This is a genomic window from Amycolatopsis sp. CA-126428, assembly GCF_002904335.1.
In the GTDB taxonomy this organism is placed as follows: Bacteria; Actinomycetota; Actinomycetes; order Mycobacteriales; family Pseudonocardiaceae; genus Amycolatopsis.
Genome location: NZ_PPHF01000155.1, coordinates 25,672 through 51,626 on the forward strand (window position 1 = coordinate 25,672; position 25,955 = coordinate 51,626).

A 25,955-nucleotide genomic window follows, 5' to 3' on the forward strand; every position below is an offset into this window, starting at 1 on the left:
ATTCCCCTCGATCCCTACCGGGTGTCCGCCGAGATCGAATACTCATGCGGGCACCCGGTACGCCTTCGAGGAGGACCATGACGACGCTGTCCGGCCGGACGAGGTTCCGCTATTCGCTCGGCTCGTTCGTCACCGGGTCCTTCGGCACGGTTCCCGGCCTGGTGCTGGTGAAGTACCTGACCGACACGATGGCCGTGCCCGCGGGCTGGGCGGCGGCGATCGTGTTCGTGCCCAAGGCCTGGGACGTGCTGTTCAACCCGATCGCCGGGCGGATGTCCGACGCCGACCTGATCAAGACCGGCAGCCGGCGGCGCTTCCTGCTGATCGGCGGCATCGGCGTGGCGATCCTGTTCGCGGCGATGTTCGCCCACCCCGGGTTCGGCGGCCCGCTGCCGGACGCGCTGTACGTGGCGATCACGTTCGCCCTCTGCGCCACGGCGTACGCGCTGTTCCAGGTGCCGTTCAACGCGCTCCCCGCCGAGCTGACCGGCTCGGCGACCGAGCGGACGAAGCTCACCAGCGTCCGCATCGGGGTGCTCGCCGTGACGATCCTGATCTGCGGCGGCGGCGCCCCGGCGATCACCGCCGGGATCGACGGCGTCGCCGGCTACCGGGTCATGGCCGTGGTGATCGGGCTGATCGTGCTGGTCGCGACGCTGCTGGTGTACTTCGGGCTCAAGGACGCCCCGGTCGGCTCGCTGCGGCCGAACACGGTGAACCTGAAGGAGCTGGTGCGCACGCTGGCCGCCTGGCGGCCGTTCCGCTGGCTGCTCGGCACGTACTTCATCCAGGCGCTGGGCATCGGCACGGTGCTCGCCGCGATCCCGTTCTTCGCCCAGCGCATCCTCGGGAACGACGGCTACGGCACGATCCTGTTCGTCATCTTCGTCGGCCCGGCGCTGATCACCATGCCGCTCTGGCCGCGGCTGGGCGACCGGGTCGGCAAGCTCAACGGCTTCCGCCTGGCCACCGCGGCCTTCGCGATCGGGCTGCTCGGGCTCGTGTTCGCCCAGGAGATCCCGCTGGTCGTCTCGTTCGTCTTCGTGGCGCTGTGCGGGGTCGGGTACGCCGGGATTTCGGTGTTCCCGCTGGCCATCCTGCCCGACCTGATCACCGCCGAAGAGGAGCGCACCGGCGAAACCCGCGCGGGGATCGCGGCGGGCGTGTGGACCGCGGGGGAGACCCTCGGGCTGGCCTTCGGCGGCGGGCTCTGGGCGCTGATCCTGGCGTTCGGCGGGTACGTGTCCAGCACCGACGCCACCGCGGCGCAGCCGCACAGCGCGATCGTGGCGATCCTCGTCGGGGCGTCGATCATCCCCGGCGTGCTGATCGCGCTGGCCCTGCCGCTGCTGCGGCGCAAGGTGCTGGAGCCGCGCCGTGAACCCGTCTGAGGACGTCCTCGCGGCGCTGCGGGAGCTGCGCGCGGGCGACCTGCCGACGCACGGCGGCCGGACCCTGGCCTACGTCTACGACAGCGGGCTGTCCGAAGTGGACTCCCTGGGCGCGGCGGCGCACGCGCTCGCGTCGTCGGCCAACGGCCTGGACCCGACGGCGTTCCCGAGCCTGCTCCGCATGGAGAACGACCTCGTTCTTGCGGCGTCCCGGTTGCTGGGTGACGTCCCGGGCGTGGTCGGTTCGGTGACCTCGGGCGGCACGGAGTCGTGCCTGCTGGCGGTGCTCGCGGCCCGGGACGCCCACCCCTCGGTCGCGTCGCCGTCGATCGTGCTGCCGACCACCGCGCACGCGGCGTTCCACAAGGCGGCCCACCTGTTCGGGCTGCGGCGGATCGACGTCCCGGTCGACCCGGTGACCTTCCGCGCCGACCCGGCGGCGATGGCCGCGGCGATCGACGACTCGACGGTCCTGGTCGTGGCGAGTGCGCCGTCGTACGCCCACGGCGTCCTCGACCCGGTCCCCGAGATCGCGGCGGCGGCGCTCGAGCGCGGCGTCCGGACGCACGTCGACGCCTGCATCGGCGGCTGGGTGCTGCCGTACTTCGCCCGCCTCGGCGCGGACGTCCCGCCGTTCGACTTCCGCGTCCCCGGCGTCACGAGCATTTCGGTGGACCTGCACAAGTACGCGTACTGCCCGAAGGGGACGTCGGTGCTGCTGCACGCCTCGGCGGAGCTGCGGCGCACGCACTACTTCGCGAGCGCGGCCTGGCCGGGCTACACGATGCTGAACACGACCATCCAGAGCACGCGTTCCGGCGGCCCCCTCGCGGCGGCGTGGGCCGTGGTCAACCACCTCGGTTCCGACGGCTACCTGAAGCTGGCGTCCGCCGCGCGTGAGGCGGTGGCCCGGATCCGGTCCGGCATCGAGGAACTCCCCGGCCTGCGGGTGCTCGGCGACCCGGTGTCGACGCTGATCGCGTTCACCGGCGACGACGGGTACGACCTGTTCACGGTGGCCGACGAGATGAAGGCGCGCGGCTGGTACGTCCAGCCGCAGTTCGCTCATCTGGCGTCGCCGGTGAACCTGCACCTGACGGTGACGGCGGCCAACCACGGCGGCGAGAAGGAGTTCCTGACCGACCTGGCCGCGTCGGTGGACGCCGCGCGGGCGGCGGGCCCGGTGGTCGTCGACCCGGCGGTGGCGGAGTTCGTCGCGGCCCTCGACCCGGCGACGCTGACGTCCGAGCAGTTCGCGGGCCTCCTCGCGGCGGCCGGCCTGGGTGGCGCTTCGGGACTGCCGGAGCGGATGGCCCCGATCAACGCGCTCCTCGCAACGGCACCGGCGCCGTTGCGGGAGCGGTTGCTGCTGGAGTTCCTGGGCGCGCTGTACACGCCGTGAACCTCACTGGTTCCGCGAAGCCAGCCCGGCGGGCGCGGACTTGACGGCCGCGTGAATGGCATCCGCCAGGGCCAGCGCGTCCTCTTCCGTCAGTTCCAACGCGACCCGCGCGGAAGCACCCAGGCCCGGGTTCCGGAAGTCGATGTTCACCGTGTGCGCGTAGGGCGCGTGCACCGGGTGGTCGACGTACACGGTGCCCTCGTTCACGCGGAACCAGCCGCGAGCCCCCTTTCCGCTGCCTTCGAGCGCGAACTTCTCGGTCAGGTAAGTGCACATCAGCGAGTCCTCTCTCAGGCGGTCAGCGTGCGGGCGTAGAAGTCGAGGATGCGTTCCCAGCCGTCTTTCGCGGCTTCGGGGCGGTAGCTGGGGCGGTCGACGGCGAAGAACGCGTGGCCGGCGTCGGCGTAGGTGTGGAACTCGTGCTCCTTGCCGTGCTTTTCCAGCTCCGCCGCCAGCACCGCCACCTCGTCCGGGCCCGGGAACTGGTCGTCGGCGCCGAAGATGCCCAGCAGCGGGCAGGACAGCTGGGGCGTCAGGCCGAGCAGCGGTTTCATCTGCCTCATCGCCTCCGGCGGCTCGTTGACGACGAATGCGCCGTAGCAGTCCACCGCCGCGTCGAGCTCCAGGGAACAGGCCGCGAGGAACGCGTGGCGGCCGCCGGAACAGTGCCCGATGACGCCGACGCGGCCGTTCGCGTTCTCCAGCGCGCGCAGGTAGTCCGCCGCGCCCGAGACGTCGCCGACCAGGCGGTCGTCCGGGATGCCGCCCGCCGCGCGGACCGTCGCGGCCGCGTCGTCGGGGTCCGCGCCCGGCGCTTCCCGCGTGTACAGGTTCGGGCAGAGCGCGTTGTAGCCCTCGACGGCGAAGCGGCGGACCATCTCCTTCGTCGCCGCGTCGTAGCCGGGCAGGTGGTGGATCACCACGACGCCGCCGCGCGGGGTCTCGTCGGTCGGTTTGGCCAGGTAGGCCTCCAGCTCGTCCCCGCCGTGGCCGGTGATGGTGACGGTTCCGGCGATGATCTCGTCGGTCATCGGTTCTCCTTCGCTTCCTCGAGAGGGTGGACGTACCGTGCGCCGCGCGAAGCGGACGCGATCGCGGCGACGACGGCCATCGCCGCGGCCGCGGTGAACACGACCACCAGGCCGTGGTGGAACGGGCCGGAGACCAGCCGCGGGAAGAACTCGCCACCGGTCAGCGTCGCCCGGTCGGCCGGCGCCAGTCCGGAAAGGACGTCCGGGCCGAGCAGGTGCCCGACCGGGTTGCTGCCCAGGAACGCGGCGAACAGCGTGCTGACCGGCGGGAGCTGCGCGACGCCGTCGGCGACCGGCGCCGGGACGCCGTGGGCCTGCAGGCCGCCCGTCAGCGTCTGCGGCAGCGACGTGGCCAGCCCGGCGATCATCAGCGAGAAGAACACGCCGATCGACAGCGACGTCCCGGAGTTCTGGAACGTCGCCCGCATGCCGGAGGCGACGCCGCGCTGCTCGGTCGGGACGCTGCTCATGATCGCGGAGGTGTTGGGCGCGGCGAACATGCCCTGGCCGACGCCGCTCAGCACGAGCAGGGCGGCGAACGCCGGGTAGGAGAAGTCCACCGGCAGGGCCAGGAGGCCGAGGAACGCGGCGGCGACCAGGAGCAGCCCGCCGGTGGCCAGCGGCCGGGCGCCGAACCGGTCCGACAGGTACCCGGACACCGGCCCGGCGATGAGGAACCCGACGGTCAGCGGCAGCAGGTGGATGCCCGCCCACAGGGGCGTCCGCTCGTAGTCGTAGCCGTGCAGGGGCAGCCAGATCCCCTGCAGCCAGATGATGAGCATGAACTGCATGCCACCACGCGCGACCGAAGTCAGCAACGCGGCGACGTTCCCGGCGGCGAACGCGCGGATCTTGAACAGGCTCAGCTGGAACATCGGCGTGGCGATGCGCGTCTCGATCACGCCGAACAGCAGGAGCAGCAGCACCCCGGCGCCGATCCCGCCGAGGACCCAGGGATTGCCCCAGCCGGTGGCCGCGCCGCCGTAGGGCTGGATGCCGTAGGTGATCGCGGCCAGGACCAGCGCCGTCCCGGCGGCGAAGGTGACGTTGCCGCCCCAGTCGATCTTCGCGCGCTGCGGCGTGCCGACCTCGCGGAGGCTGCGGATCGACCAGATCGTGCCGAGCAGCCCGAACGGCACGCTCACCCAGAACACCGCGCGCCAGTCGATCTCGGCCAGCAGCCCGCCGACGACCAGGCCGAGGAACTGCCCGGCCAGCGCGGTGATCTGGTTGACGCCCAGCGCCATCCCGCGCTGCCGCGCCGGGAAGGCGTCGGTGAGGATGGCCGCCGAGTTCGCCGTCAGCATCGATCCGCCGACGGCCTGCACGATCCGCCAGCCGATCAGCCACAGCGCGCCGGCGCCGGCGTGGAACGGGTCGAACGACAGGGCGACCGACGCGGCGCTGAACACGACGAACCCGAGGTTGTACATCTTGACGCGGCCGAACATGTCGCCGAGCCGCCCGAGCGTCACCACCAGCACGGCCTGCACCAGCAGGTAGCCGAGGATCATCCAGAGCAGGTAGCCGATGTTGCCCGGGGCGAGCGGGTCGAGCCCGATGCCGCGGAAGATCGCCGGCAGCGAGATGATCACGATCGAGCCGTCGAGGGCGGACATCAGCACGCCGAGCGTGGTGTTCGACAGCGCGACCCACTTGTAGCTCACAGCTCGTCCGCCAGCCGCTCGATCAGCGGGATCGCCGCGATCAGGGCGCGCTGCTCGGCCGCGGTGAACTTCCCGGCCAGCGCGGCCGCCATCTGCCGGGTCGTCTGCGAGCGCCGGTCGGTGAGCAGCTTGACGCCGGTTTCGGTGACCGACATCAGCACCTTGCGGCCGTCGGAGTCGTCCTTGCGCCGCTCGACCAGCCCGCGTTCGACCAGCCCGGCGAGGGTGACGCCCATGGCCTGCGGCTTGACGCGTTCGAGGTCGGCGAGGCAGCCCGGGGTGGCCGGGCCCTCACGGTCGAGCCGGGACAGGACCGAGCGTTCGGGCAGGGTCGGTTCGCCGGCGACGTAGCCCTGGCGCAGCCGCCGGACCAGCCGGCCGAGCGCGACGCGCAGGTCGGCGCTCGCCTGGAGGAGCTCGTCGTCCGTCACGATCGTCAACCTAGACTGATAAACCTGGGTTGATCAACTCGGACACGGGCGGCGCTATCGGGTGAGCCGGGAGCTTTCGCCCGGCCGTTCCCCGGCGCCCGGGTTAACGTCCGAAATGGACACACCTGGAGAGGGGCAGCCGATGACCATCCTGCACGTCGAGCACGCCGGCCACGACCACGTCCACCGCGAAGGCTGCGGCCACGCGGCGGTCCCGCACGGCGACCACATCGACTACGTGCACGAGGGGCACCTGCACCGGGCCCACGACGGCCACTTCGACGAGTGCGAAATCGCGGGGAACGTCCCGCACACCGGCCACGACCACGCCCACGGCGAAGGCTGCGGCCACATGGCGGTGCCCCACGGCGACTACCTGCACGACGGGCACCGCCACGCGACCCACGAGGACCACTACGACGACCACTGACGCTTTCAGCCGAGCGGGATCACGACCGTGGCCTGGCTGCCGGAGGACTCGACGGCCAGGGTGAGTACCCGGGCCTCTTCCGGTGGCCCGGGTTCGAACGTGCGGCGCTCCACGAGCAGCCCGTGCGACCCGGACCCGCCGCCACCGCCGCCGCGGTACTGGGTTCCGGTGTCGTCCCAGCCGCGCCAAAGGGTCCGCAGGTGGAAGAGCTCTCGCATCCGGCGCGAATCGCCCTCGCGTGCCGTGGTCAGCACGACGAAGGCCGACCACACCTCCAGGCTCACGAGGTCCGCCTTCAGCTCGCCGGCTTCGAGGCTGCGGCCCGCCAGGGAAACGACGTGCCGCAGCACCGGCGCGGGCGGCTCTTCGATCGCCTGCCGCCACTCGGGCCGCTCGGCGCCGACGGCCCTGGCCACCGCCTGACCGCTGATCGAGGTCGAGGCGGAGGCCTCCACGTGCACGACGTTGAGCCAGCCGGACCGGCGCAGGGTCTCGTCCAGGTCGGCGAGGATCCGGTCGGCGTCCTCCTGGGCCAGGGTTCCCGCGGCCACCAGGCCGATCGCCACCCCGCGGATCTGTCGCAGGTCGAGAGAACTTCGCCGGCCGCCCTCCGGTTGCCCCCGGCCCGCGCCCAGGCTGTCGGAAATCAGCTTCTCCAGATATCCCCGCCCGTCCATGCCGCCATTCTTCCGCCGCGGTCAATGAATTTCGACCGGCTCCCACTCCGGGAACGGGTCCGGGCCGGTGGCGACGTCGCCGAGGCAGTCCCGCAGCGCGGCCAGGAGTGCTTCGCCCGCCAGGTCGACGCCGATGAACACCAGTTCCTGCCGCGGTTCGGCCGCCACGCCCTGGGGTTCGAACCGGGCCACCGTGCCCGCCTGCGACCACAGCCCGGTCACCCCGGGCCGGGACGCCAGCGCGAAGAACCCCTTCGACCGCAGCACCGTCCCGAATTCGCCGGAATCCAGCCGCCGGGTGACGAAATCCCACAGCCGGGGCGGGTCGAATGGCCGGGAAGCGCGGAACACCACGCTGGAGATGCCGTATTCCTCGGTCTCCGGGACGTGGTCGCCGTTCAGCTCGGCCACCCAGCCCGGCGCCTCCTGCGCCCGGACGGCGTCGTACCTCCCGGTCCCGAAGACCCGCTCCAGCGGCACCTTCCCGAAGCTGCCCGTGACGACGTCGGCGGCCGGGTTGAGCCGCCGCAGCGTCGCCACCAGCCGGTCGACGTCGGTGGCCAGGTCAGTCTTGTTCAGCAGCAGGACGTCGGCGAACTCGACCTGGTCCATCAGCAGGTCGCTGACCGTCCGCTCGTCGTCTTCGTACTGGTCGAGCCGGCGCTCCACCAGGGAGTCGCCGGCCGCCAGCTCGCGACCGAAGTTCGCCGCGTCCACCACGGTCACCATCGTGTCGAGGTGGGCGACCGCCTCCAGGAACGTGAACGTCGCGGCCACCGGCATCGGTTCGGAGATCCCGCTCGACTCGATGAGCACGTGGTCGAAGCGGCCGCCGGTGCACAGCGCCGCGACCTCTTCGAGGAGGTCCTCCCGCAGGGTGCAGCAGATGCACCCGTTGGTCAGCTCGACCAGGCGCTCCTGCGACCGGACCAGCGCGGCATCGATGTTGACCTCGCTCATGTCGTTGACGATCACCGCCACCCGCAAGCCCGCCCGGTTGGCGAGGATGTGGTTGAGCAGTGTCGTCTTGCCCGCGCCGAGGAATCCGGACAGCACGGTGACCGGAACGCTCACTGCGCGTGGAAGTGCTTCATCAGCCGGCGGGGGACCAGCTGGACCTTGCCGTCCACCTGGATCGGCACCAGGTCGGGCACGGCGGCCTTCCACTGCGACCGCCGGGACCGCGTGTTGCTGCGGGACAGCTTGCGCTTGGGGACGGCCATCAGCGGGTGCCTCGCTTCCCGTAGCGGCGGTGGAACTTCTCGACCTGGCCGGCGCTGTCCATGATCCGCTGGGTGCCGGTCCAGAACGGGTGCGACCACGAGCTGATGTCGACCACGACGAGCGGGTACGTGCGGCCGTCGGACCACTCGATCGTCTTCTCGGAGGTGATGGTGGAGCGGGTCAGGAAGGCGTCGCCGGTCGACGAGTCCTTGAACACCACGGGGTGGTAGTCGGGGTGGATGCCGGATTTCATCGGTCTTCCTTTCGGTTCGCCGCGGTCGCGTCGTGGCGCGCCGGGTCGGTTTCGGTGTCCTCGCACGGCTCCTCGTGCCAGTCGCCGAACGGGTCGGGATAGCGCAGCCATGCTTCGGGTCCGGCGGCCAGTTCTTCTTCGGTCAGTAGAGCGCCGCGCAGGGCCGCGTCGATCTCGCCGGGCGTTGTCTGGTCGGTCACGATGACGAGTTCCTGCGCCCGGTCACCGTGCACCGGGTGCCAGCGCAGGGACGCCAGCGTGCGGCGCTCGGGGGAGACGTCCGTCCACTCCGGACCGTCCGGCGACGCGAGCCACGGCCCGGCGTGGCCGAGGCCCAGCCCGCCGCCCGCCGACTCGATCCAGAACGCGACGTCGGGCTGACTGGCCACCCACGCGCGCCCGCGGGTGCGGACGACGCCGTCGAGCAGCACGTCGAGGGCGTCGTGCAGCCGCTCCGGGTGGAACGGCCGCCGCGCGGTGAAGGTGAGCAAGGCGATGCCGCAGTCGTCGTGCAGGGGCGGCTCGCCGCGCAGCAGGGCGCCGTGCATGTCGGTGACCTCGCCGCGGCGGGCGTCCGCCGGGATCGCGTCGAGCACGCCGTGGCCGTCGATCCGCGCCAGCTCCACCCGCGGGATGGACGGCGCCACCCGGTCGAGCACCGCGGACGCCTTCGCGGCGCTCCACGCGTCGGTGGCCGCGCCGGCCAGCACGAGGACGTCGGCGAACTCCACCTGTGACAGCGCGACCTGCGCGACCGTCCGTTCGTCCTCGGGGCTGCCCTGCAGGTTCCGGTCGGCCAGCTCGTCGTCGCCGGTCGCGTCGGTCAGCCAGGTCGCGCAGTCGACGACGGTGAGGACGGCCCGCAGGTCGACGTCGTCGCCCACCGGGTGGTCGCCGAGCAGGACGTTCCGGATCGCCCAGCTCACCGGCTCCGGCTCCATGGCCTCGTCGAGCCGGACGACGATCCGGGTCACCTCCGGGCGCCGGGCCAGCCGCCGCAGCAGCGGGAGGAGGTCCTCCCGCAGGGTGCACGACACGCAGCCGTGGGCCAGTTCCAGCACGGTCAGCTCGTCGCGCTCGCCGAGCTTCAGGCGGCGGCGGACGACGCCGGAGCGGATCTCGCGCAGGTCGTGGTGGACGACGGCGGTGCCGGGCTCCGCCGCGCGCAGCAGCTCGGCCAGCGCGGCGTTCGGGCCGGCGGCGAGTCCGCTGACGAGGACGAGCGGGACTCGGGGGTGAGGGGTCACTGCGGCTCCAGGAATACGGGCGGGGTACGGTGCGTAGAGTAGATGACAATGATAACCACTACCAACTCGGGAGGGTCTCTTGTCCGCCGTGTGCCAGGTCACCGGCCGCAAGCCGGGCTACGGCAAGCAGGTCTCGCACTCCCATCGCCGCACGTCCCGGCGGTGGGAGCCGAACCTGCAGAACCGTCGCTACTTCGTGCCCAGTGAGGGCCGCTGGGTGCGGCTGCGCGTGTCCGCCAAGGGCATGAAGACGATCGACAAGCGCGGCATCGAGGCCGTCGTCGCCGAGCTGAAGGTGAAGGGGGTGAAGCTGTAATGGCGAAGAGCACCGACATCCGGCCGATCATCAAGCTGCGGTCCACCGCGGGCACCGGCTACACGTACGTGACGAAGAAGAACCGCCGCAACGACCCGGACCGGATGGTCCTGCGCAAGTACGACCCCGTGGCGCGCAAGCACGTCGAGTTCAAGGAAGAGCGCTGATGGCCAAGAAGTCGAAGATCGCGAAGAACGAGCAGCGGAAGGTGATCGCCGCCCGGTTCGGCGAACGCCGCCGCGCGCTCAAGGCCGTCGTCGCCTCGCCCGGCTCGCCGGCGGAGGAGAAGGCGAACGCGGTCGTCGCGCTGCAGAAGCTGCCGCGGGACGCGAGCCCGACGCGGATCCGCAACCGGGACGTCGCGGACGGCCGCCCGCGCGGCTACCTGCGGAAGTTCGGGTTGTCGCGGGTGAAGATGCGGCAGGCCGCGCACCGCGGCGAGCTGCCCGGCGTCGCGAAGTCGAGCTGGTGAGCCGGATGCCGAAGCCGCACCGCGACCGTCCGGCCAAGCGCAGGGTGAACCTGTTGCGCGCCGGCAAAATCACTGAAGTCGACTGGAAGGACGTCGACCTGCTGCGGAAGTTCGTCTCCGACCGCGGCAAGATCCGGGCCCGCCGGGTCACCGGATTGACGCCGCAGCAACAGAAGCAGGTCGCCACGGCGATCAAGAACGCGCGCGAGATGGCGCTGCTGCCGTACCCGTCCGCGGGCCGGGCGAGCTAATTCGGGTGCGTACGCACCGGGCGGTGCGCGACCATGGGCGTCGAAAGGGGGCGTCGCAAGAAGATGTCCTGACTGCCAGGAGGTCCACGCTTGCACGCCCAGCTCACGGTCACGCCCGCCCGGCTGCCCGAGCTCCTGCTCACCACCGCCGTCGTGCGGCCGGTGTTCCTCTGGGGCGCGCCCGGGATCGGGAAGTCGTCGCTGGTGCGCGAGTTCGCGGCGTCGCTGGGGCTCGACTGCGTTTCGCTGCTGGGCACCCAGCTCGCGCCCGAAGACCTGATCGGCGTCCCGCAGATCGTCGACGGCCGCAGCCGGTTCTGCCCGCCCGAGCAGATCGCCCGTGACGAGCCGTACTGCCTGTTCCTCGACGAGCTGAACGCCGCCGCGCCCGACGTCCAGAAGGCGTTCTACTCGCTCATCCTCGACCGCCGCATCGGCTCGTACGAGCTGCCGCCGGGCTCGGTCGTGATCGGTGCCGGCAACCGCGCCACCGACCAGGCCCTGGCCCGGCCGATGGCCTCGGCCCTGGTCAACCGCCTGGTGCACGTCCACCTGCGCGCCGCGCCGGGCGACTGGCTCGCCTGGGCCGCCGGGAACGGCATCCACCCGTGGGTGATCGAGTACCTCACCCAGCGGCCGGACCACCTCTGGAGCCCGCCGCCGAAGACCGAGGAGCCGTTTTCGACGCCGCGGTCCTGGCACATGCTCTCGGACCTGCTGCGCTCCGCCGGCGACCCGGCCGACGACGAGACGATCGCGCTGCTGGCGTACGCGACCCTCACCCCGGCGCACGCCGGCGCCTTCCGCGCGTACCTCAAGGTGGCCCGGCACGCCTTCGACCTGGAGGCGATCCTCAAGGGCGACGCGCGCTGGCCCGCCGAGCCGGGCGACCGCGACCTGCTCTACTTCCTCGCCGAGACCTTCCGCGCGCGGCTGGTCAAGGACCTGCCCGCGGACAAGCGGCACGCGTCGGCGGCCGTGCGCCAGTTCGCCTTCCGCGCGAAGAGCCTGCTCGTGGAGCTGGCCGAACTCTCCCTGGAGATGGCGCAGCTGGTCATCGCCGACGACGAGACGGGCCACCCCCGCCTGCCCTCGTGGTTCCTGGTCGAGGCGGCCCGCGACCTCCCGCGGCTGGTCGCGGCGCGCGCATGAGCAACGCCCGCGTCGAAGCGAAGCGCCGGGAGCGGCGGCAGAAGGCGATCGCCGACGGCTGGGGCCGGGCGCGCTCGCACACCGTCCTCGACCACCTCGCCCGCGGCGCGAGCCTGAGCACCGAGAGCCTGACCGGCGTGGACGGCTGGGCCGTCGTCGACGACCGCGGGCTGATCACCCCGAACCGCGCGCGCGACGCCGAGCCGGGCGAATGGGCGTGGGTGTTCGCGCACCTGCTGCTGCACCTCGGCCTCGGCCACCTCGACGAAGCGCAGCTGGCCGACGTGGAGTTCGATGCCCCTTACTGGGCCGCGAGCTGCGTGGCCGTCCACCGGTTCGCCGACGCGGTCCACGTGGGCACCCCCCTCGTGGAGCTGCCGGACCTGCCGGGCACCGACGAGCTCGCCTTGAGCCGGAGCTGGCGCGAAACCGGTGTGCCGGAGCCGTTCCGGGCCCTCGGCACCGGCGGGGCGCGGCCGTGCCTGCGGCTCGCGCCCCCGATGAGCCGCTGGCAGCTGCAGTACCACGGGAAGCCGCGGCCGTGGACGGAGCGCTTCGCCCGCGGGCTGATCGCCTCGGCCACCGAGGCGATGGAACGCGCCGCCGACGCCCGCGGCCACACCCGGCACCGGCGGGCGATGGGGGAGTGGGACCGCGCGCCGGCGTGGTTCGTCTCGTCGTTCCCGCTGCTCGGCGCGGCGGCCGCCGGGTTCACCCTGGTCGTCGACGTCGACGTCGTCCGCGCCTGGAACATCGCCTTCGCGGCGGTCGACGCCGAGCACGGCGAGATCTACGTCAACCCGGCCGCCGACCTGAGCGCCGAGGAGTGGCGGTTCGTGCTGGCCCACGAGATGCTGCACGCCGCGCTGCGGCACGATCGCCGCGCGCTGGGCCGCGACCCGTACCTGTGGAACGTCGCCTGCGACTACGTGATCAACGGCTGGCTGGTCTCGATGGGCGTCGGCGAGCTGCCCGACGGCTGCCTGCACGACCAGCAGCTCACCGGGATGTCCGCGGAGTCGGTCTACGACACGCTGAGCACCGACCTCCGGCGGGCGCGCAAGCTGGTGACCCTGGGCTCGCGCGAGGCCGGGGACGTGCTGGGCGACTGGCTGTCCGAACCGGACGCGGTGCAGCGCCGGTCGTCGCGGCGGGCCGGCGCCAAGCCCCCGCCGTGGCGCGACGGCGACCGGGCCGGCGGCGTCGACCTCGACGAGTTCTACCGCCGGGCGCTCACCCAGGGGCTCGAATACCACCACGCCCAGGGCCGCGGGCGGCTGCCGGCCGGGCTGGAACAGGAGATCCGGGCCCTCGACCACCCGCCGCTGCCGTGGGACGCGCAGCTCGCGCGCTGGTTCGACGAGCACGTCCGGGCGGAGCTGCCGGTGCGCGGCTACGCGCGGGCGTCCCGCCGCCAGTCGGCGACGCCGGACATCCCGCGCCCGGGCCGCGTCCGCCCGGAGCGTCTCGACCGGCGCGTCACCTTCGGCGTGGTGCTGGACACCTCGGGGTCGATGAACGCCGAGCTGCTGGGCAAGGCCCTGGGCGCGATCGCGTCGTACGCGCTGGCCCGGGACGTCCCGGCGGCGCGCGTGGTGTTCTGCGACGCCGTCGCCCACGACGCCGGGTACCTCGCGGTGGAGGACATCGCGGGCCGCGTCAAGGTCCGCGGCCGCGGCGGCACGATCCTGCAGCCCGGCGTCGACCTGCTCCAGCGGGCGGCCGACTTCCCGGCCGACGGCCCGATCCTGATCATCACCGACGCGCAGTGCGACCACGTCCGGCCCCGCCGCGAGCACGCGTACCTGGTGCCGCGGGGCGCGCGGCTGCCGTTCGTGGCCCGCGGGCCGGTGTTCCGGGTGGCGTGACCCACGCTGGGCTGGCGTGGGGCCCGGGCACCAATAAACTCCCGCGCATGGACGACCCGCACTACCTTTCCGGCCTGCAGCTGACCGGCCGCCGCGTGGTGATGATCGGCGGCGGTTCCGTGGCCCAGCGCCGGCTGCCCCGCCTCATCGGCGCGGGGGCCCGCGTCGAACTGGTGTCGCCGCACACGACGCCGTCCGTGCAGGGCATGGTGGACGCGGGCGAGCTCGTCTGGCACGAGCGCCCCTACGCACCCGGCGATCTCAAGGACGCCTGGTACGCCCTGGCCTGCACGAACGACCCTTCGGTGAACGCCGCCGTCTGCGAGGAGGCCGAGCGGGAGCGCGTGTTCTGCGTCCGCGCCGACGAAGGCGAGTCCGGATCGGCGGTGACCCCGGCGTCGGGGCGGCACGGTGGCCTGCTGTTCGGCGTGCTCTCCGGCGGCGAGCCGCTGCGTTCGGCGGCGGTGCGCGACTCGATGCTCGACGGCCTGCACAACGGCACGATCGAAGACGGCCGCCGGCCGCACCCCGAGGGCGCGCTGCCCGGGGTGGCGCTGGTCGGCGGGGGCCCGGGCGACCCGGAACTGATCACGGTCCGCGGCCGGCGCCTGCTGTCGCGCGCGGACGTCGTCGTGGTGGACCGGCTGGCCCCCCGCGAGCTGCTCGACGAACTCGCACCGGAGGTGGAGATCGTCGACGCGGCGAAGATCCCGTACGGCCGCGCGGCCAGCCAGGACGTCATCAACAGCACGCTGATCGAGCGCGCCAAGGAGGGCAAGTTCGTCGTCCGCCTCAAGGGCGGCGACCCGTACCTGTTCGGCCGCGGCTTCGAGGAGGTGCTGGCCTGCGCCGAGGCGGGCGTCCCGGTGACGATGGTCCCGGGCATCACGAGCGCGTTCGCGGTCCCGGCGGTGGCGGACGTCCCGGTCACCCACCGCGGCGTGGCCCACGAGGTGGTGGTGGTTTCCGGCCACGTCGCCCCGGGCGACGACCGGTCCCTGGTCGACTGGGAGCTGCTGGCCCGGATGACGGGCACGATCGTGCTGATGATGGGGGTCGAGCGGCTCCCGCAGTTCGCGAAGGCGCTTCTCGACGGCGGCCGCCCGGCGAACACCCCGGTGGCCATCATCGAGGACGGCACGATGCGCACCCAGCGCACCCTCCGGTCCACTTTGGACACAGTGGTGACGGACGCGGCGGCCTCCGGGGTCCGCCCGCCCGCGGTGATCGTGATCGGCCCGGTGGCCGGCCTCGCCCCGGTGTCCTGAGGGGAATCACGCGTGATGCCGGTTCGGACACGGCCGGCGGCGATGAGGATGGCGTCGGCGACTTCGGCCAGCGGCTTGGTGGCGTCGATGATCGTCGCGCCGAGCTGCCGGTAGGCGGACTCGGCGGTGGCGTTGCCGTCGAGCGTCGCGGCCAGCTGCTCCGGGTGCTTGCCGAAGCTGTTCGTGGTGCGAGCCAGGCCGCCGGCACCGGATCCGGGGGATCGGTGACCACCTGTCCGGTCGTCCGGTCCACCCAGCGGTGGTAGCCCTCCCAGTCCGCGTCGACCGCGTTCTCGCCCCGGGCCTTCAGCACCGCGCAGACCGCCGACTTGCCGACCCCGGAGTTCCCGGTCACCCACACCAACGGCATGGGCGAAGCCTTTCAGTCCTCGTAGCAGCTCGCGGCGAAATCCCGGATCGCGTCCGAGAGCCGGGTCGGGTCGAGGCGGAGCTCGACCGGGCTGCGGGCTTGGACGAACTCCGCGTCCGGCATGTCGACCGCCAGAGTGTCCGCGTCGCCGAACGGGTGGATCGGGTCGCCCTGGTGGCCGATCACCAGGGCGCGCGTCGTGATCTTCCGCCTGATCGCCTTCGGTGGCGCGATCCGGCCGAACAGCACCCCGTGCAGCAGGGCCGCCATCGGGGCCGGGCGCTGGGACAGCGTGTCGGTGACGACGTCGACCCACTGGTTGCCGTGCGGGACCACCGACGCCGCCAAGGCCACCGCCTGCACCGTGAACGGCAGGAACCGGGCCGCCAGCAGCAGCGGCGCGAACGTGAACAGCCCGGCGACGATCGCGTTGTCCAGCACCGGCATCTCGACGATCAGCCCCCGCGCCCGCGAGGGTGCCTGCACCGCCACTTCCAGCGAGACGTTCGCGCCCAGCGACGTCCCGCCGATCACCGCGGACGACACCTCGAGGTGGTCCAGCAGGGCGAGCGTCTGCTCGGCGAACGAGGGCATCGAGTACAGCCACGACTCGGTCGGCCGGTCGGAGTCGCCGTGGCCGAGCAGGTCGAGGGTGATCACCCGGAAGCCCGCGCGGGCCAGCCGGCGGGCCAGCGGCGCGTGCATCCGGCGGGTCAGCATGATGCCGTGGGTGAGGACGACGACCTTGTCGCCGCTGCCGAACTCGGTGTACCAGAGCCGGTGGCCCTCGTGGTCGAACGAGCCGGTCAGCTCGATCGGGCGGGAGGCCCGCCGGAGGGGCGCGGAAGGGGGTGCGGGGTCGATCGCGGTCGCGCTGGCCGGGCTCATGTCCCACCGTCCTCCCCGGTCGTGGTGTGAGTCTCTTTCAGGAAAGCATCCCCCGACCGGGTTGGCACGGTGACCGGAGGGTCAATTGGCAAGGTGCCAATGGCGGGGCGTCGCGGGCATGGGTCAAGATGACCCCATGACCGCTACTGCTGACAGTCTGCCCGACCTCGTCTCCCTGAAGGTCGACGTCGACGGCCACGTGGCCGAAGTGACGCTTCTCGGCCCGTCGAAGGGCAACGCGATGGGCCCGGACTTCTGGCGCGAGCTGCCGCTGGTCTTCCGCGCACTGGACGCCGACCCGCAGGTCAGGGCCGTGGTGCTGACCGGCAGCGGGACGAACTTCTCCTACGGCCTCGACCTGCCGGCGATGATGGGCGACTGGGCGCCGATGCTGGGCGGCGACAACCTCGCCGGCCCGCGGACGGCGTTCCTCGACCAGGTCCGGTCGCTGCAGGCGGCGGTCAGCTCGATCGCGGAATGCCGCAAACCGGTCGTCGCGGCCGTGTCCGGCTGGTGCATTGGCGGCGGGGTCGACGTCGTCGCGGCCGCCGACGTCCGGCTGGCCAGCGCCGACGCCAAGTTCAGCGTCCGCGAGGTGCGCGTCGCCATCGTCGCCGACCTGGGCAGCCTGCAGCGGCTCGCCTCGATCATCGGCGAGGGGCACCTGCGGGAGCTCGCGCTCACCGGCAAGGACGTCGACGCCGCCCGCGCCGAGAAGATCGGCCTGGTCAACGACGTCTACGAGAACCAGGACGCGGTGGTGAAGGCCGCCCGCGAACTCGCCGGCGAGATCACTGCGAACCCGCCGCTCGTGGTGCAGGGTACGAAGCAGGTACTGGCGGCGAACACCGAGCGCCAGGTCGCCGACGGCCTCCGGTACGTCGCGGCGTGGAACTCGGCGTTCCTGCCCAGCAAGGACCTCGGCGAGGCGGTCCAGGCGTTCATGGAACGGCGCGCGCCGGAGTTCAAGGGCGAATAACGGAGGAGGCAGCGTGAGCGCTTCGGAGGTCCACCACGCGTTCCGCGTCGCGCGGGACTACCTGTTGACCCACCGCGAGGACTACGACACGGCGTACCGCGACTTCGCCTGGCCGGAGTTCGACGAGTTCAACTGGGCGATCGACTGGTTCGACGTCGTCGCGCACGACCCGGACAACGCCGGGCGGTCCGCGCTGTGGATCGTCGAGGAGGACGGCACCGAGAACCGCTGGACCTACCCGGAGCTGTCCGGCCGGTCCAACCAGGTGGCCAACTGGCTGCGGAACCTCGGCGTCCGCCGCGGCGACCGGCTGATCCTCATGCTGGGCAACCAGGGCGAGCTGTGGGAGACGATCCTCGCCGCGATCAAGCTCGGCGCCGTGATCATCCCGGCGTCGACGCTGCTCGGGCCGGCCGACCTGACCGACCGCGTGGAGCGCGGCGCCGCCAGGCACGTCGTCGTCCGCTCGGTGGACGCGCCGAAGTTCGACGGCGTGACCGGCGACTACACCCGGATCGCGGTGGGGGAGCCGGTCGAGGGCTGGCACTCGTACTCGGCCGCGTTCGCCGAATCGCCCGAGTACGCCCCCGACGGCCCGACCCGGGCCGGCGACCCGCTGCTGCTGTACTTCACCTCCGGCACGACCGCGAAGCCGAAGCTGGTGCAGCACACGCACGTCTCGTACCCGGTGGGTCACCTGTCCACGATGTACTGGATCGGGCTGGAACCCGGCGACGTCCACCTGAACATCTCCTCGCCGGGCTGGGCGAAGCACGCGTGGAGCAACTTCTTCGCGCCGTTCAACGCCGAGGCCACGGTGTTCCTCTACAACTACAGCCGGTTCGACGCGGGCGCCCTGCTGGCGCAGATGGACCGCTGCGGCGTGACGAGCTTCTGCGCGCCGCCGACCGTGTGGCGGATGCTCATCCAGGCCGACCTGACGGCGCTCCGAACGCCACCGCGCAAGGTCGTCGGGGCGGGGGAGCCGCTCAACCCCGAGGTGATCGAGCAGGTCCGGAAGGCGTGGGGCGTCACCATCCGCGACGGCTTCGGCCAGACCGAAAGCAGCGTCCAGATCGCGAACACCCCCGGCCAGGACGTCGTGCCCGGCTCGATGGGCCGTCCGCTGCCCGGCTTCGTGGTGGCGCTGGTGGACCCGGTCAGCGGCGAGCGCGCGGCGGAGGGCGAGATCTGCCTCGACCTCGCGCACCGGCCGGTGGGCCTGATGACCGGCTACGCGGGCGACGACGAGCGCACGTCGGCCGCGTTCGGGGGCGGCTTCTACCACACCGGTGACGTCGCTTCGATCGACGAGCGCGGCTACCTCACCTACGTCGGGCGCACCGACGACGTGTTCAAGGCGTCGGACTACCGCATCTCGCCGTTCGAGCTGGAGAGCGTCCTCATCGAGCACGAGGCGGTGGCCGAGGCGGCGGTCGTCCCGGCCCCCGACCCGATCCGGCTCGCGGTGCCCAAGGCCTACGTCGTGCTGGCCGCGGGGTTCTCCGCGGACGCCGCGACCGCGCGGTCGATCCTGGCGTACTGCCGCGAGCACCTGGCGCCGTACAAGCGGATCCGGCGGCTGGAGTTCGCGGAGCTGCCGAAGACGATCTCGGGCAAGATCCGGCGCGTCGAGCTGCGCGGCCGCGAAAGCGACCCGAAGCGCGGCCAGGGGACCGAGTACCGCGAGGAGGACTTCCCCGACCTCAAGTCCTGACGGCTCAGCGGCGGGTGCCCTCGACCTGGCGGCCGTCCTCGGTCGAGCACGCCGTCACCGGGTCGTTCGGGCCGCTGCCGCACGTCCAGTCGTCGAGGACGATCGGGCCCGGGCCGTCGGCGTCGTTCGCCTCGGCCGGGGTCAGCTTCGCGAAGTAGTCCTTCAGCAGCTTCGTCGCCGCGGCGCAGTCGATGCTGCCGTGCGCGACGACCGCCGTCTTCGCGCCGCCCGTACCGGTGACGTCGCCGCACGGCACGCCGGGGGCCGTCGACGCGGCCGCCGCGGCCGCGGCGGGCACCGGAGCGGGCGCGGCGGACGACGGCGCGGCGGGCGCCGGGTCGCCGCCGCAGCCGGCCAGTGCGGCGGCCGCGGCGACGAACAGCAGGGGGTAGGCGAGTGTCTTCATGGGCCCTTCAGGAGCGCGGGAGATCGGAACGGACTCACTCGGACGGCACGACGGCGGCGAAGACCGTCTGCTCGCCCTTGGTGCAGGTGGTGCCGCCCTGGGCGGCCGGCGGCCCGGAGGTGCACAGCCAGCCGTCGACGGTCTCGTTCACCGCGTCGTTCGAGCCGGCGCCCTGGCGCCCGGCGATCTTGCGGTGGAAGTCGCCGACCAGCTTCGTCGCCGAGACGCAGCTGACCCCGGCGGACCCGCTGTCGAAGACGTAGAGGGTGAGCCCGCTGGCGGCGGTGACGGTGCCGCACGAACCGGGCACCGACGGCGGCGGCCCGGACGGCTTGGTCACCGGGGCGGGCGCGGACTCGCTGCCGCCGGGGGACGGGGGCGGCGGCGGGGTCCCGGCCGAGGTCGGCACGGACGCCGGAGCGGCCGAGGACGGCGGGGCCGGGGGAGCCTGCGCGGCCGGATCGCCCGAACAGGCGGCGAGCGCCGGCAGGGCGAGACAGGCCGCGAGCCACGTCCTCGTGGTGGTCGGGTGGGGCACCGCGATCCTTCCTCCCCGCTCAGCTCGGTCCCCGTCGGGCCACGCGCCCACGGGTGTGCCGGAGATTACAACAGCGGACCGGCGGCCGGTCCGGTGGCTGCCCGAAAGATGTCCACAATGGACGATTAACATTCCGTTCACGCTCCGAAACCTCCCGCTGTCATCAAGAATCGATCGGTCTAATTCGCGCCGCTCCGGTTAACAATCCGGCCCCGCGCGCCGAAGATCTTGGTGGAGGCCGAAGGGCTTCCCGTCCCGAATCCCCGTCCCGAATCCGTGAGAGCGATGAACGCCGACGCTGTGACCAGCACCGAAGACCCGTCCAGTCCGCCGACCGTCCCGAGCACCGTGGTCTGGTGCGGTGGCCGCCCGTACGTCCTCGAAGGCCGGGCCGGCCGCGCCCGCTGGATGGGCACCGACTACCGAGGCCGCCCGGAGTCGCTGACCAGCGCCGAGCTGCAGCGGCGCGGGTGGAGCCACCGCCGCCGCGCAAGCTGACCCGAGCCGGGCGAGCTGAACCGGCCGGGCTGCGCGAGCTGACCCGAGCCGGGCGAGCTGAACCGGCCGGGCTGCGCGAGCTGACCCGAGCCGGGCTACGCGAGCTGACCCGAGCCGGGCCGCGCAAGCTGACCCGAGCCGGGCCACGGGGGGTGGCCCGGCTCCGCGGCCGACCAGCCGCGGACCCACGCCGGAACGCCTCGGGTCTGGAGCTGGTCAGGTCGCCGTCGCGGCGATCGGGTGGCCCGGCCGGTCGCCGCCCATATCCTTCCCGAGCCTGGTAGGGCCCCGCGCCACGCGGCCCGGGCATCGAGCGGTTCGCGCCGCCCGAGCCCCGCGCGCGCTCGGCAGCCGCGGCCCGGGCGCCTCGCCGCCCGGCCCGAACCCGGGCCCGCCCCGCTAAGCCGCGGGCGGTGGGCCGGGATGCGCCCCGCCACCCCGCACCACCCCCGCTACCCCGCACCACCCAAGCCACCCCGCGCCCCGCCACCCCGCACCCCCGCCGGCCGCGAGCCGGGAGGCCGCAGGCTGTCACGCTGCGTGCCGCACCACCGGGCGGCCCGGGCCCGTGCCGCTGTTTAATGGCCCGGTGAGCACAGCCGCCCCCGAACCCGCCGCTCCGGCCGGTGCCGAGCCGTCGTTGCTGCGGCAGGCCCTGAACGTCCCCAACATGCTGTCCCTGCTGCGGCTGGCCGGGGTGCCCGTTTTCCTCTGGCTGCTGCTCGGCCCGCAAGAAGACGGCTGGGCGCTCGCCCTGCTCGTCTTCAGCGCCCTCACCGACTGGCTCGACGGCAAGCTCGCCCGCTGGCTCAACCAGATGTCCCGGCTCGGGCAGCTGCTCGACCCGGCCGCCGACCGGCTGTACATCCTCGCCACCCTCGTCGCCTTCCTCGTGCGCGGCATCATCCCGTGGTGGGTCGTCGTCCCGCTGGTCCTGCGGGAGGCCGTGCTCGGCGTCTGCGTCGTCACCCTGCGCCGCCGCGGTTTCGCGCCGCCCGAGGTGACCTACATCGGGAAGGGCGCCACCTTCGTCCTGATGTACGCCTTCCCGTTCCTGCTGCTCGCGCAGGGCGGCTCGGACGTCGCCGCGGTGGCGCGGCCGATCGGCTACGCCTTCACCATCTGGGGCGCCGTCCTCTACGTCTGGTCCGGTGTGCTCTACGTCGTGCAGGCGCGCAACGCCCTGCGCGGTACCGCGGCGGAATGAGCTTTCCCCGGGTCGTGGCGGGCGGCTGCGCCGTGTGGGTGTAAGACTTCGCCCAACACTTTTCGCCAGTGAAGGCATGAAAGGGGACCGGCGTTGTCCGCTCCTGAAGAGCTTCGCTACACCGAGGAACACGAGTGGGTCGCCACCCGCGGCGAGGACACCCACGTGCGCGTCGGCATCACCGAGTACGCGCAGGACCAGCTCGGCGACGTCGTGTTCGTCGACCTGCCCGACGTCGGCCGGCAGGTGAGCGCGGGCGACGTCTTCGGCGAGGTCGAGTCGACCAAGAGCGTCTCCGAGCTGTTCGCGCCGGTCGACGGGGAGGTCGTCGCGGTCAACGACGCCGTCGCCGACTCGCCCGAGCTGATCAACAGCGACCCCTACGGCGAGGGCTGGCTGATCGAGATCCGGCTCGACGACCCGGCGGGCCTGGAAGCCCTGCTCGAAGCCGAGGCGTACGACGCCCTGACCAAGGGCTGAACCCCACGTTGACCCGGTCGGACCAGCACTGCGCCGGTTCGGGGAGCCGGGGCTCGGAGAATCGATCAGGCACGGTACGTTGGCAGCTACACGTTCTTGAGTACTGGCAACACAGCATGTGTGGAGGAGAGCTCAGGTGAGCACGAACGACGGGCCCGGCGGCGTTCCCCCGGAGCAGTCTCCGGAGCGGACCTCTGTCTTCCGGGCCGACTTCCTGGCCGAAGCCGAAGGCCGCGAGCCCGCCCCGGAACCCCCGGTCCAGGGTGTCGACGCCCTGCCCCCGGGTTCTGCCCTGCTGGTCGTGAAGCGCGGGCCGAACGCGGGTTCGCGGTTCCTGCTCGACCGCGACACCACCAGCGCCGGGCGGCACCCGGACAGCGACATCTTCCTCGACGACGTCACCGTCTCCCGCCGGCACGCCGAATTCCGGCGTGAAGGCGGCGAGTTCGTCGTCATCGACGTCGGCAGCCTCAACGGCACCTACGTCAACCGCGAGCCGGTCGACCAGGCGGTGCTCGCCGGCGGCGACGAGGTGCAGATCGGGAAGTTCCGCCTGGTCTTCCTGACCGGCCCGGGGCACGGGGGCCAGGGGGCGCAGTGACGGCGGCCGGGCGGCCACAGAACCACGGGTTGAGCATCGGGGCGGTCCTCGCGCAGCTGCGCGGCGACTTCCCCGATGTCACCATCTCCAAGATCCGGTTCCTCGAAGCGGAAGGCCTGGTCCAGCCGGGCCGGACACCGTCGGGCTACCGGCAGTTCGCCGCGGCGGACGTGGAGCGACTGAGGTTCGTCCTGGCCGCCCAGCGGGATCACTACCTCCCGTTGAAGGTCATCAAGGAACAGCTGGACGCGGCGGACTCGGGGGCCGGGCCCACCGCGGCCCTGCCCCGCCCGCCGCGCCGGCTGGTGCCGATCGACGCGCCGGCGGAGAACGTCGGCCTGCCCGTGGCGGACGACTTCACCGCGGGCAAGGAGCTGCGCCTGACCCAGGAGGAGCTCCTGGAGCAGGCCGGCATCGACGCGCCGGCACTGGCCGAGCTGCAGCAGTACGGCCTGGTCCGGCCCGGTCCCGCCGGGTTCTTCGATCCCGACGCGGTGCTGGTCGCGCGGACGGTCAAGGCGATGACCGAATTCGGGATCGAGCCGAGACACCTGCGTGCCTTCCGCGCCGCGGCCGACCGCGAGGTCGGGCTGCTGGAGCAGATCGTGACCCCGGTGTACCGGCACCGTGACCCGGAGGCCAAAGCGCGGGCCGACGAGGTGGTGCGGGAGCTGGCGGCGCTGTCCGTGACCCTGCACACGCTGCTCGTCAAGGCCGGAATCCGCGGCGTCTCCGGGTGTTGATCGATAACGGGGCAGTGAGATCCTCTTTGCGGTCCCATGTCAATGACTGAATGTTCGGCACCGCATGCCGTACCGTGAAGGCACGGGTTTGCGGCAGGCAAACTGAGAGAGTCCGGACAGCGAGCACAGCGCACGGATGACGGGTAGCGTCGGGAGCATGGGCGTGAAGCCGGTTCAGCGCTGCAGCCCGTGTGCACGAGAGGGAGGCGAAGCCCGATGAGCGAAATGCGCGTCGTCGGTGTGCGGGTCGAGCTGCCCGCGAATCAGCCGATCTTGTTGCTGCGGGAGACCGAGGGTGAACGGTACCTGCCGATCTGGATCGGCTCGGTCGAAGCCACCGCCATCGCCTTGGAGCAGCAGGGGGTCCGCCCCGCCCGCCCGCTCACGCATGACCTGCTGAAAGAGGTCATCGGAGCGCTCGGCCGGGAGCTGGAGCAGGTCGTCATCACCGACCTGAAGGAGGGCACGTTCTTCGCGGAGCTCGTGTTCGACGGCGACATCCGGGTGTCCGCCCGGCCGAGCGACTCGGTCGCCCTGGCCCTGCGGATCGGCGTTCCCATCCACGCCGTGGATTCGGTGCTGGAGGAAGCCGGCCTCATCATCCCGGACGAGCAGGAGGACGAGGTCGAGAAGTTCCGCGAGTTCCTCGACTCCGTGTCGCCCGAAGACTTCCGCGGGGCCGATACCTAAGGGCTCCGAGCTTGGGTGAGGTGTGCTCGCGGAATGCGCTCGCGTCGAGCTCCTCGCCGTGTCTTCTGGGGGTGCAACCCCCAGACCCCGCCCGGGGGCACGCCCCCGGACCCCCGCCTCCTCCCGCGGTAAGGCTTTTCACTCGCCTCGACTTGTGAGAACTCGAGGCGTGAGAACTCGAGGCGTGAGAACTTGCCTTGACGTGGACGTCAACGTCTAGCGTCGAGGGCATGCGGATCGGAGAACTGGCGCAGCGCACGGGTACCACTACTCGTGCGCTGCGGTTTTACGAGGACCAAGGCCTGCTCCAGGCCCGGCGCTCGGCCAACGGCTACCGCGAGTACGGCGAGGACGATTTCCAGCTCGTCAAGGAGATCCAGACCCTCCAGACGGTCGGTCTGACCCTCGACGAAACCCGTCCCTTCGTCGAGTGCCTGCGCAGCGGCCACGAAACCGGCGATGCGTGCGCCAGCTCCATCGAGGTGTACCGGCGCAAGCTCGAAGAAGCCGACGCGCTTCTCGCGCGGCTCGGCGGCATCCGCGGCGAACTCGCCGGGAAACTCGCGGCCGCCCTCGCCCGGCAGGCGCCCGATCCGTGTGTCGTGCCCGAATCCCCGCGCCCGTGAAGGAGCCCGCCTTGTCCGAAGTTGCCGACATCACCGACGCGACCTTTGCCGAAGTCCTCGGCAGCGACGTCCCCGTGCTCGTCGAGTTCTGGGCCACCTGGTGCGGCCCGTGCCGGATGGTCGGCCCGGTGCTCGCGCAGCTGGCCGCCGAGCGCGCCGGTGAACTCGCCGTCCGCAAGATCAACGCCGACGAGAACCCGGAGACCACCCGCGCCTACCAGGTCATGTCGCTGCCGACGATGATCCTCTTCCGCGGCGGCGAGCCGGTCGAGACGATCGTCGGAGCGTTCCCGAAGGCCCGCATCGAAGACCGGCTCGACCGGGTCCTCAAGGCGCCGTCGCTTTGACGAACGTGTCCGCCACTTCGCGCCCGTACGTTTCGAGGTCCAGCGAAGGGTCGGCCGCGTAGGCGGCGGCGACACCGTCGATGGCCTGCGCGATCGACATCGCCATCACCTCGGGCGTGAAGGCGCCGAACGTGCCGTCGGCCTGGCCCTGCTTGAGCTGCCGGGCCAGGCCGTGCACCCGCAGGTCGTCGACCAGCACCTTCGTCATCACCCAGCCGTCGGCGTCGGCGGAGTTGGCGGCCAGCTCCGACAGCGCCCGGACGCACTCCGGGTACGCCCGCAGGAACGCGATCGACGTCTCGATGTGCGCCCGCAGGTAGCCGCGCCGGTCGGCCGGGTCGAGGCCGCCGCCGGTGCGTTCGGTGAGGAACGCGCCCTTGGTTTCGACGACCGTGCTGAGCACGGCCTGCATCAGGCCGGCCTTGTTCGTGAAGTGGTACGAGATCAGCCGGGTGCTGCTGAGCCCGGCGCGCTCCTTGATCTTGGCGAAGGTGGTCCGGCGGTAGCCGAGGTCGGCCAGGACGCCGATGGTCGCCCCGATGATCTGCGCCCGGCGCGCGGCCTCGGTGGCACCCAGGCCCAGTTCGGCCATGAGGTCGGTGTTTACTTGCATGAGTAAAAAGTTACTCGGCTGAGTAAAAAATGTCCACCGGGTTTGCCGGGCCACGAGTGGGGGTACGGCGAACGGCTCAAAGGCTCAGCCGACCGTTGAGCGTTGCCGCGCGTCGCGTTGACCGGTGTTCTCCTGACGCTTACCGTCGAAGGAGGTAAATCGCCACGGTGTG

33 protein-coding genes are annotated in these 25,955 nt (G+C 72.1%); 20 read left to right on the top strand and 13 right to left on the bottom strand.

Translation table 11 applies throughout. From position 1 onward, the window contains the following. Window positions 1-77 precede the first annotated feature (77 nt). Window positions 78-1,391 carry an MFS transporter gene (locus C2L58_RS38565; RefSeq protein ID WP_103342558.1) on the top strand — a complete coding sequence of 438 codons (1,314 nt, stop codon included), beginning with the start codon at window positions 78-80 and terminating at the stop codon, window positions 1,389-1,391. Next, complete coding sequence (locus C2L58_RS38570; protein ID WP_103342559.1) at window positions 1,378-2,793, top strand: pyridoxal phosphate-dependent decarboxylase family protein; 1,416 nt, start codon at window positions 1,378-1,380, stop codon at window positions 2,791-2,793. Before C2L58_RS38565 ends, C2L58_RS38570 begins: the two co-directional genes overlap by 14 nt. A gap of 3 nt (window positions 2,794-2,796) precedes the next feature. Here C2L58_RS38570 and C2L58_RS38575 read toward each other — a convergent pair whose 3' ends face one another. From C2L58_RS38575 to C2L58_RS38590, 4 genes are read right to left on the bottom strand one after another with little or no spacing between them, the layout of a single operon-like run. Further along, window positions 2,797-3,069 (bottom strand): DUF6295 family protein, encoded by a 273-nt coding sequence (locus tag C2L58_RS38575; RefSeq protein ID WP_103342560.1) that lies wholly within the window; start codon window positions 3,067-3,069, stop codon window positions 2,797-2,799. Between the two features lie 14 nt (window positions 3,070-3,083). Then, window positions 3,084-3,824, bottom strand: a complete 741-nt coding sequence (locus C2L58_RS38580) for a dienelactone hydrolase family protein (protein WP_103342561.1) — start codon at window positions 3,822-3,824, stop codon at window positions 3,084-3,086. After that, complete coding sequence (locus C2L58_RS38585; protein ID WP_103342562.1) at window positions 3,821-5,491, bottom strand: MFS transporter; 1,671 nt, start codon at window positions 5,489-5,491, stop codon at window positions 3,821-3,823. Before C2L58_RS38585 ends, C2L58_RS38580 begins: the two co-directional genes overlap by 4 nt. Then, entirely contained in the window at window positions 5,488-5,922 is a 435-nt protein-coding gene (locus tag C2L58_RS38590) for a MarR family winged helix-turn-helix transcriptional regulator (RefSeq protein ID WP_233226182.1), read from the bottom strand. Before C2L58_RS38590 ends, C2L58_RS38585 begins: the two co-directional genes overlap by 4 nt. A 142-nt stretch (window positions 5,923-6,064) precedes the next feature. Here C2L58_RS38590 and C2L58_RS38595 point away from each other — a divergent pair, with 142 nt between their 5' ends. Further along, the gene (locus tag C2L58_RS38595; protein ID WP_103342564.1) at window positions 6,065-6,352 is read left to right on the top strand and encodes a hypothetical protein; all 288 of its coding nucleotides are present in this window, start codon (window positions 6,065-6,067) and stop codon (window positions 6,350-6,352) included. Window positions 6,353-6,357: 5 nt separating this feature from the next. On the opposite strand, the gene C2L58_RS38600 is transcribed toward C2L58_RS38595, so the two are convergent. Genes C2L58_RS38600 through mrf form a run of 5 tightly spaced genes read right to left on the bottom strand, consistent with a single transcriptional unit; the run spans window position 6,358 to window position 9,753 of the window. Continuing rightward, entirely contained in the window at window positions 6,358-7,029 is a 672-nt protein-coding gene (locus tag C2L58_RS38600) for a hypothetical protein (RefSeq protein WP_103342565.1), read from the bottom strand. 21 nt (window positions 7,030-7,050) lie between these two features. Then, window positions 7,051-8,103 (bottom strand): GTP-binding protein, encoded by a 1,053-nt coding sequence (locus C2L58_RS38605; RefSeq protein WP_103342566.1) that lies wholly within the window; start codon window positions 8,101-8,103, stop codon window positions 7,051-7,053. After that, complete coding sequence (gene rpmF, locus C2L58_RS38610; RefSeq protein ID WP_103342567.1) at window positions 8,100-8,252, bottom strand: 50S ribosomal protein L32; 153 nt, start codon at window positions 8,250-8,252, stop codon at window positions 8,100-8,102. The genes C2L58_RS38605 and rpmF overlap by 4 nt, the downstream gene beginning before the upstream one ends. Continuing rightward, complete coding sequence (locus tag C2L58_RS38615) at window positions 8,252-8,506, bottom strand: type B 50S ribosomal protein L31 (protein ID WP_103342568.1); 255 nt, start codon at window positions 8,504-8,506, stop codon at window positions 8,252-8,254. Before C2L58_RS38615 ends, rpmF begins: the two co-directional genes overlap by 1 nt. Next, window positions 8,503-9,753: a ribosome hibernation factor-recruiting GTPase MRF gene (mrf, locus tag C2L58_RS38620; protein ID WP_103342569.1), complete on the bottom strand. Its 1,251-nt coding sequence runs from the start codon at window positions 9,751-9,753 to the stop codon at window positions 8,503-8,505. The genes C2L58_RS38615 and mrf overlap by 4 nt, the downstream gene beginning before the upstream one ends. 79 nt (window positions 9,754-9,832) lie before the next feature. Here mrf and rpmB point away from each other — a divergent pair, with 79 nt between their 5' ends. The 7 genes from rpmB to cobA all read left to right on the top strand — a co-directional run bounded on the left by rpmB (window position 9,833) and on the right by cobA (window position 15,080). Then, the gene (gene rpmB, locus C2L58_RS38625; protein WP_103342570.1) at window positions 9,833-10,069 is read left to right on the top strand and encodes a 50S ribosomal protein L28; all 237 of its coding nucleotides are present in this window, start codon (window positions 9,833-9,835) and stop codon (window positions 10,067-10,069) included. Then, window positions 10,069-10,236 (top strand): 50S ribosomal protein L33, encoded by a 168-nt coding sequence (gene rpmG / locus C2L58_RS38630; protein WP_005149953.1) that lies wholly within the window; start codon window positions 10,069-10,071, stop codon window positions 10,234-10,236. Before rpmB ends, rpmG begins: the two co-directional genes overlap by 1 nt. Continuing rightward, window positions 10,236-10,541: a 30S ribosomal protein S14 gene (gene rpsN / locus C2L58_RS38635; RefSeq protein ID WP_103342571.1), complete on the top strand. Its 306-nt coding sequence runs from the start codon at window positions 10,236-10,238 to the stop codon at window positions 10,539-10,541. Before rpmG ends, rpsN begins: the two co-directional genes overlap by 1 nt. Beyond that, window positions 10,538-10,792: a 30S ribosomal protein S18 gene (gene rpsR, locus C2L58_RS38640; protein ID WP_103342572.1), complete on the top strand. Its 255-nt coding sequence runs from the start codon at window positions 10,538-10,540 to the stop codon at window positions 10,790-10,792. Before rpsN ends, rpsR begins: the two co-directional genes overlap by 4 nt. 90 nt (window positions 10,793-10,882) lie before the next feature. After that, on the top strand, window positions 10,883-11,944 hold the full coding sequence (locus C2L58_RS38645; RefSeq protein ID WP_103342573.1) for an ATP-binding protein: 1,062 nt from the start codon (window positions 10,883-10,885) through the stop codon (window positions 11,942-11,944). Continuing rightward, a complete protein-coding gene (locus C2L58_RS38650) occupies window positions 11,941-13,812 on the top strand; it encodes a vWA domain-containing protein (RefSeq protein ID WP_103342574.1) in 1,872 nt (623 codons plus the stop codon). The genes C2L58_RS38645 and C2L58_RS38650 overlap by 4 nt, the downstream gene beginning before the upstream one ends. 47 nt (window positions 13,813-13,859) lie before the next feature. Further along, window positions 13,860-15,080, top strand: a complete 1,221-nt coding sequence (gene cobA, locus C2L58_RS38655) for a uroporphyrinogen-III C-methyltransferase (protein WP_103342575.1) — start codon at window positions 13,860-13,862, stop codon at window positions 15,078-15,080. A gap of 382 nt (window positions 15,081-15,462) precedes the next feature. Here the strand turns inward: cobA and C2L58_RS38660 are convergent, their stop codons facing one another. Beyond that, entirely contained in the window at window positions 15,463-16,338 is an 876-nt protein-coding gene (locus tag C2L58_RS38660) for an alpha/beta fold hydrolase (RefSeq protein WP_103342576.1), read from the bottom strand. A 136-nt stretch (window positions 16,339-16,474) separates the two neighbouring features. Between C2L58_RS38660 and C2L58_RS38665 the strand changes: the two genes are divergently transcribed. Together C2L58_RS38665 and C2L58_RS38670 are read left to right on the top strand one after the other, a co-directional pair. Further along, window positions 16,475-17,317 (top strand): crotonase/enoyl-CoA hydratase family protein, encoded by an 843-nt coding sequence (locus tag C2L58_RS38665; protein WP_103342577.1) that lies wholly within the window; start codon window positions 16,475-16,477, stop codon window positions 17,315-17,317. A gap of 13 nt (window positions 17,318-17,330) precedes the next feature. Then, window positions 17,331-19,034, top strand: a complete 1,704-nt coding sequence (locus tag C2L58_RS38670) for an AMP-binding protein (protein ID WP_103342578.1) — start codon at window positions 17,331-17,333, stop codon at window positions 19,032-19,034. 4 nt (window positions 19,035-19,038) lie between these two features. Here the strand turns inward: C2L58_RS38670 and C2L58_RS38675 are convergent, their stop codons facing one another. Together C2L58_RS38675 and C2L58_RS38680 are read right to left on the bottom strand one after the other, a co-directional pair. Then, on the bottom strand, window positions 19,039-19,440 hold the full coding sequence (locus C2L58_RS38675) for a hypothetical protein (protein ID WP_103342579.1): 402 nt from the start codon (window positions 19,438-19,440) through the stop codon (window positions 19,039-19,041). A gap of 34 nt (window positions 19,441-19,474) precedes the next feature. Next, a complete protein-coding gene (locus C2L58_RS38680) occupies window positions 19,475-19,978 on the bottom strand; it encodes a hypothetical protein (protein ID WP_103342580.1) in 504 nt (167 codons plus the stop codon). Between the two features lie 285 nt (window positions 19,979-20,263). Between C2L58_RS38680 and C2L58_RS38685 the strand changes: the two genes are divergently transcribed. From C2L58_RS38685 to trxA, 8 genes are all read left to right on the top strand, one after another. Continuing rightward, on the top strand, window positions 20,264-20,476 hold the full coding sequence (locus C2L58_RS38685; RefSeq protein ID WP_103342581.1) for a hypothetical protein: 213 nt from the start codon (window positions 20,264-20,266) through the stop codon (window positions 20,474-20,476). A 589-nt stretch (window positions 20,477-21,065) separates the two neighbouring features. Then, the gene (locus C2L58_RS38690) at window positions 21,066-21,683 is read left to right on the top strand and encodes a CDP-alcohol phosphatidyltransferase family protein (RefSeq protein WP_103342582.1); all 618 of its coding nucleotides are present in this window, start codon (window positions 21,066-21,068) and stop codon (window positions 21,681-21,683) included. Between the two features lie 93 nt (window positions 21,684-21,776). Then, complete coding sequence (gcvH, locus tag C2L58_RS38695) at window positions 21,777-22,163, top strand: glycine cleavage system protein GcvH (RefSeq protein WP_103342583.1); 387 nt, start codon at window positions 21,777-21,779, stop codon at window positions 22,161-22,163. A gap of 136 nt (window positions 22,164-22,299) precedes the next feature. After that, window positions 22,300-22,764, top strand: a complete 465-nt coding sequence (gene garA, locus C2L58_RS38700) for a glycogen accumulation regulator GarA (RefSeq protein ID WP_103342584.1) — start codon at window positions 22,300-22,302, stop codon at window positions 22,762-22,764. Next, complete coding sequence (gene ftsR / locus C2L58_RS38705) at window positions 22,761-23,507, top strand: transcriptional regulator FtsR (protein ID WP_199191655.1); 747 nt, start codon at window positions 22,761-22,763, stop codon at window positions 23,505-23,507. The genes garA and ftsR overlap by 4 nt, the downstream gene beginning before the upstream one ends. Before the next feature lie 216 nt (window positions 23,508-23,723). After that, window positions 23,724-24,197: a bifunctional nuclease family protein gene (locus C2L58_RS38710; RefSeq protein ID WP_004559569.1), complete on the top strand. Its 474-nt coding sequence runs from the start codon at window positions 23,724-23,726 to the stop codon at window positions 24,195-24,197. A 230-nt stretch (window positions 24,198-24,427) separates the two neighbouring features. Continuing rightward, window positions 24,428-24,823, top strand: coding sequence for a MerR family transcriptional regulator (locus C2L58_RS38715; RefSeq protein WP_103342585.1), 396 nt, complete (start codon window positions 24,428-24,430; stop codon window positions 24,821-24,823). Window positions 24,824-24,834: 11 nt separating this feature from the next. Beyond that, window positions 24,835-25,170 (top strand): thioredoxin, encoded by a 336-nt coding sequence (trxA, locus tag C2L58_RS38720; protein WP_103342767.1) that lies wholly within the window; start codon window positions 24,835-24,837, stop codon window positions 25,168-25,170. On the opposite strand, the gene C2L58_RS38725 is transcribed toward trxA, so the two are convergent. Further along, window positions 25,151-25,783: a TetR/AcrR family transcriptional regulator gene (locus C2L58_RS38725; protein WP_103342586.1), complete on the bottom strand. Its 633-nt coding sequence runs from the start codon at window positions 25,781-25,783 to the stop codon at window positions 25,151-25,153. The two genes, trxA and C2L58_RS38725, sit on opposite strands and share 20 nt — an antisense overlap. Window positions 25,784-25,955: the final 172 nt, after the last annotated feature.

Excerpts from the sequence above, each read along its gene's own strand:
- C2L58_RS38565 (WP_103342558.1), top strand. The coding sequence starts at position 78 with ATGACGACGCTGTCCGGCCGGACGAGGTTCCGCTATTCGCTCGGCTCG.
- C2L58_RS38575 (WP_103342560.1), bottom strand. The coding sequence starts at position 3,069 with ATGTGCACTTACCTGACCGAGAAGTTCGCGCTCGAAGGCAGCGGAAAG.
- C2L58_RS38580 (WP_103342561.1), bottom strand. The coding sequence starts at position 3,824 with ATGACCGACGAGATCATCGCCGGAACCGTCACCATCACCGGCCACGGC.
- C2L58_RS38595 (WP_103342564.1), top strand. The coding sequence starts at position 6,065 with ATGACCATCCTGCACGTCGAGCACGCCGGCCACGACCACGTCCACCGC.
- C2L58_RS38600 (WP_103342565.1), bottom strand. The coding sequence starts at position 7,029 with ATGGACGGGCGGGGATATCTGGAGAAGCTGATTTCCGACAGCCTGGGC.
- rpmF (WP_103342567.1), bottom strand. The coding sequence starts at position 8,252 with ATGGCCGTCCCCAAGCGCAAGCTGTCCCGCAGCAACACGCGGTCCCGG.
- C2L58_RS38615 (WP_103342568.1), bottom strand. The coding sequence starts at position 8,506 with ATGAAATCCGGCATCCACCCCGACTACCACCCCGTGGTGTTCAAGGAC.
- rpmG (WP_005149953.1), top strand. The coding sequence starts at position 10,069 with ATGGCGAAGAGCACCGACATCCGGCCGATCATCAAGCTGCGGTCCACC.
- rpsN (WP_103342571.1), top strand. The coding sequence starts at position 10,236 with ATGGCCAAGAAGTCGAAGATCGCGAAGAACGAGCAGCGGAAGGTGATC.
- C2L58_RS38650 (WP_103342574.1), top strand. The coding sequence starts at position 11,941 with ATGAGCAACGCCCGCGTCGAAGCGAAGCGCCGGGAGCGGCGGCAGAAG.
- cobA (WP_103342575.1), top strand. The coding sequence starts at position 13,860 with ATGGACGACCCGCACTACCTTTCCGGCCTGCAGCTGACCGGCCGCCGC.
- C2L58_RS38660 (WP_103342576.1), bottom strand. The coding sequence starts at position 16,338 with ATGAGCCCGGCCAGCGCGACCGCGATCGACCCCGCACCCCCTTCCGCG.
- C2L58_RS38665 (WP_103342577.1), top strand. The coding sequence starts at position 16,475 with ATGACCGCTACTGCTGACAGTCTGCCCGACCTCGTCTCCCTGAAGGTC.
- C2L58_RS38675 (WP_103342579.1), bottom strand. The coding sequence starts at position 19,440 with ATGAAGACACTCGCCTACCCCCTGCTGTTCGTCGCCGCGGCCGCCGCA.
- C2L58_RS38685 (WP_103342581.1), top strand. The coding sequence starts at position 20,264 with ATGAACGCCGACGCTGTGACCAGCACCGAAGACCCGTCCAGTCCGCCG.
- C2L58_RS38710 (WP_004559569.1), top strand. The coding sequence starts at position 23,724 with ATGAGCGAAATGCGCGTCGTCGGTGTGCGGGTCGAGCTGCCCGCGAAT.
- C2L58_RS38715 (WP_103342585.1), top strand. The coding sequence starts at position 24,428 with ATGCGGATCGGAGAACTGGCGCAGCGCACGGGTACCACTACTCGTGCG.
- C2L58_RS38725 (WP_103342586.1), bottom strand. The coding sequence starts at position 25,783 with ATGCAAGTAAACACCGACCTCATGGCCGAACTGGGCCTGGGTGCCACC.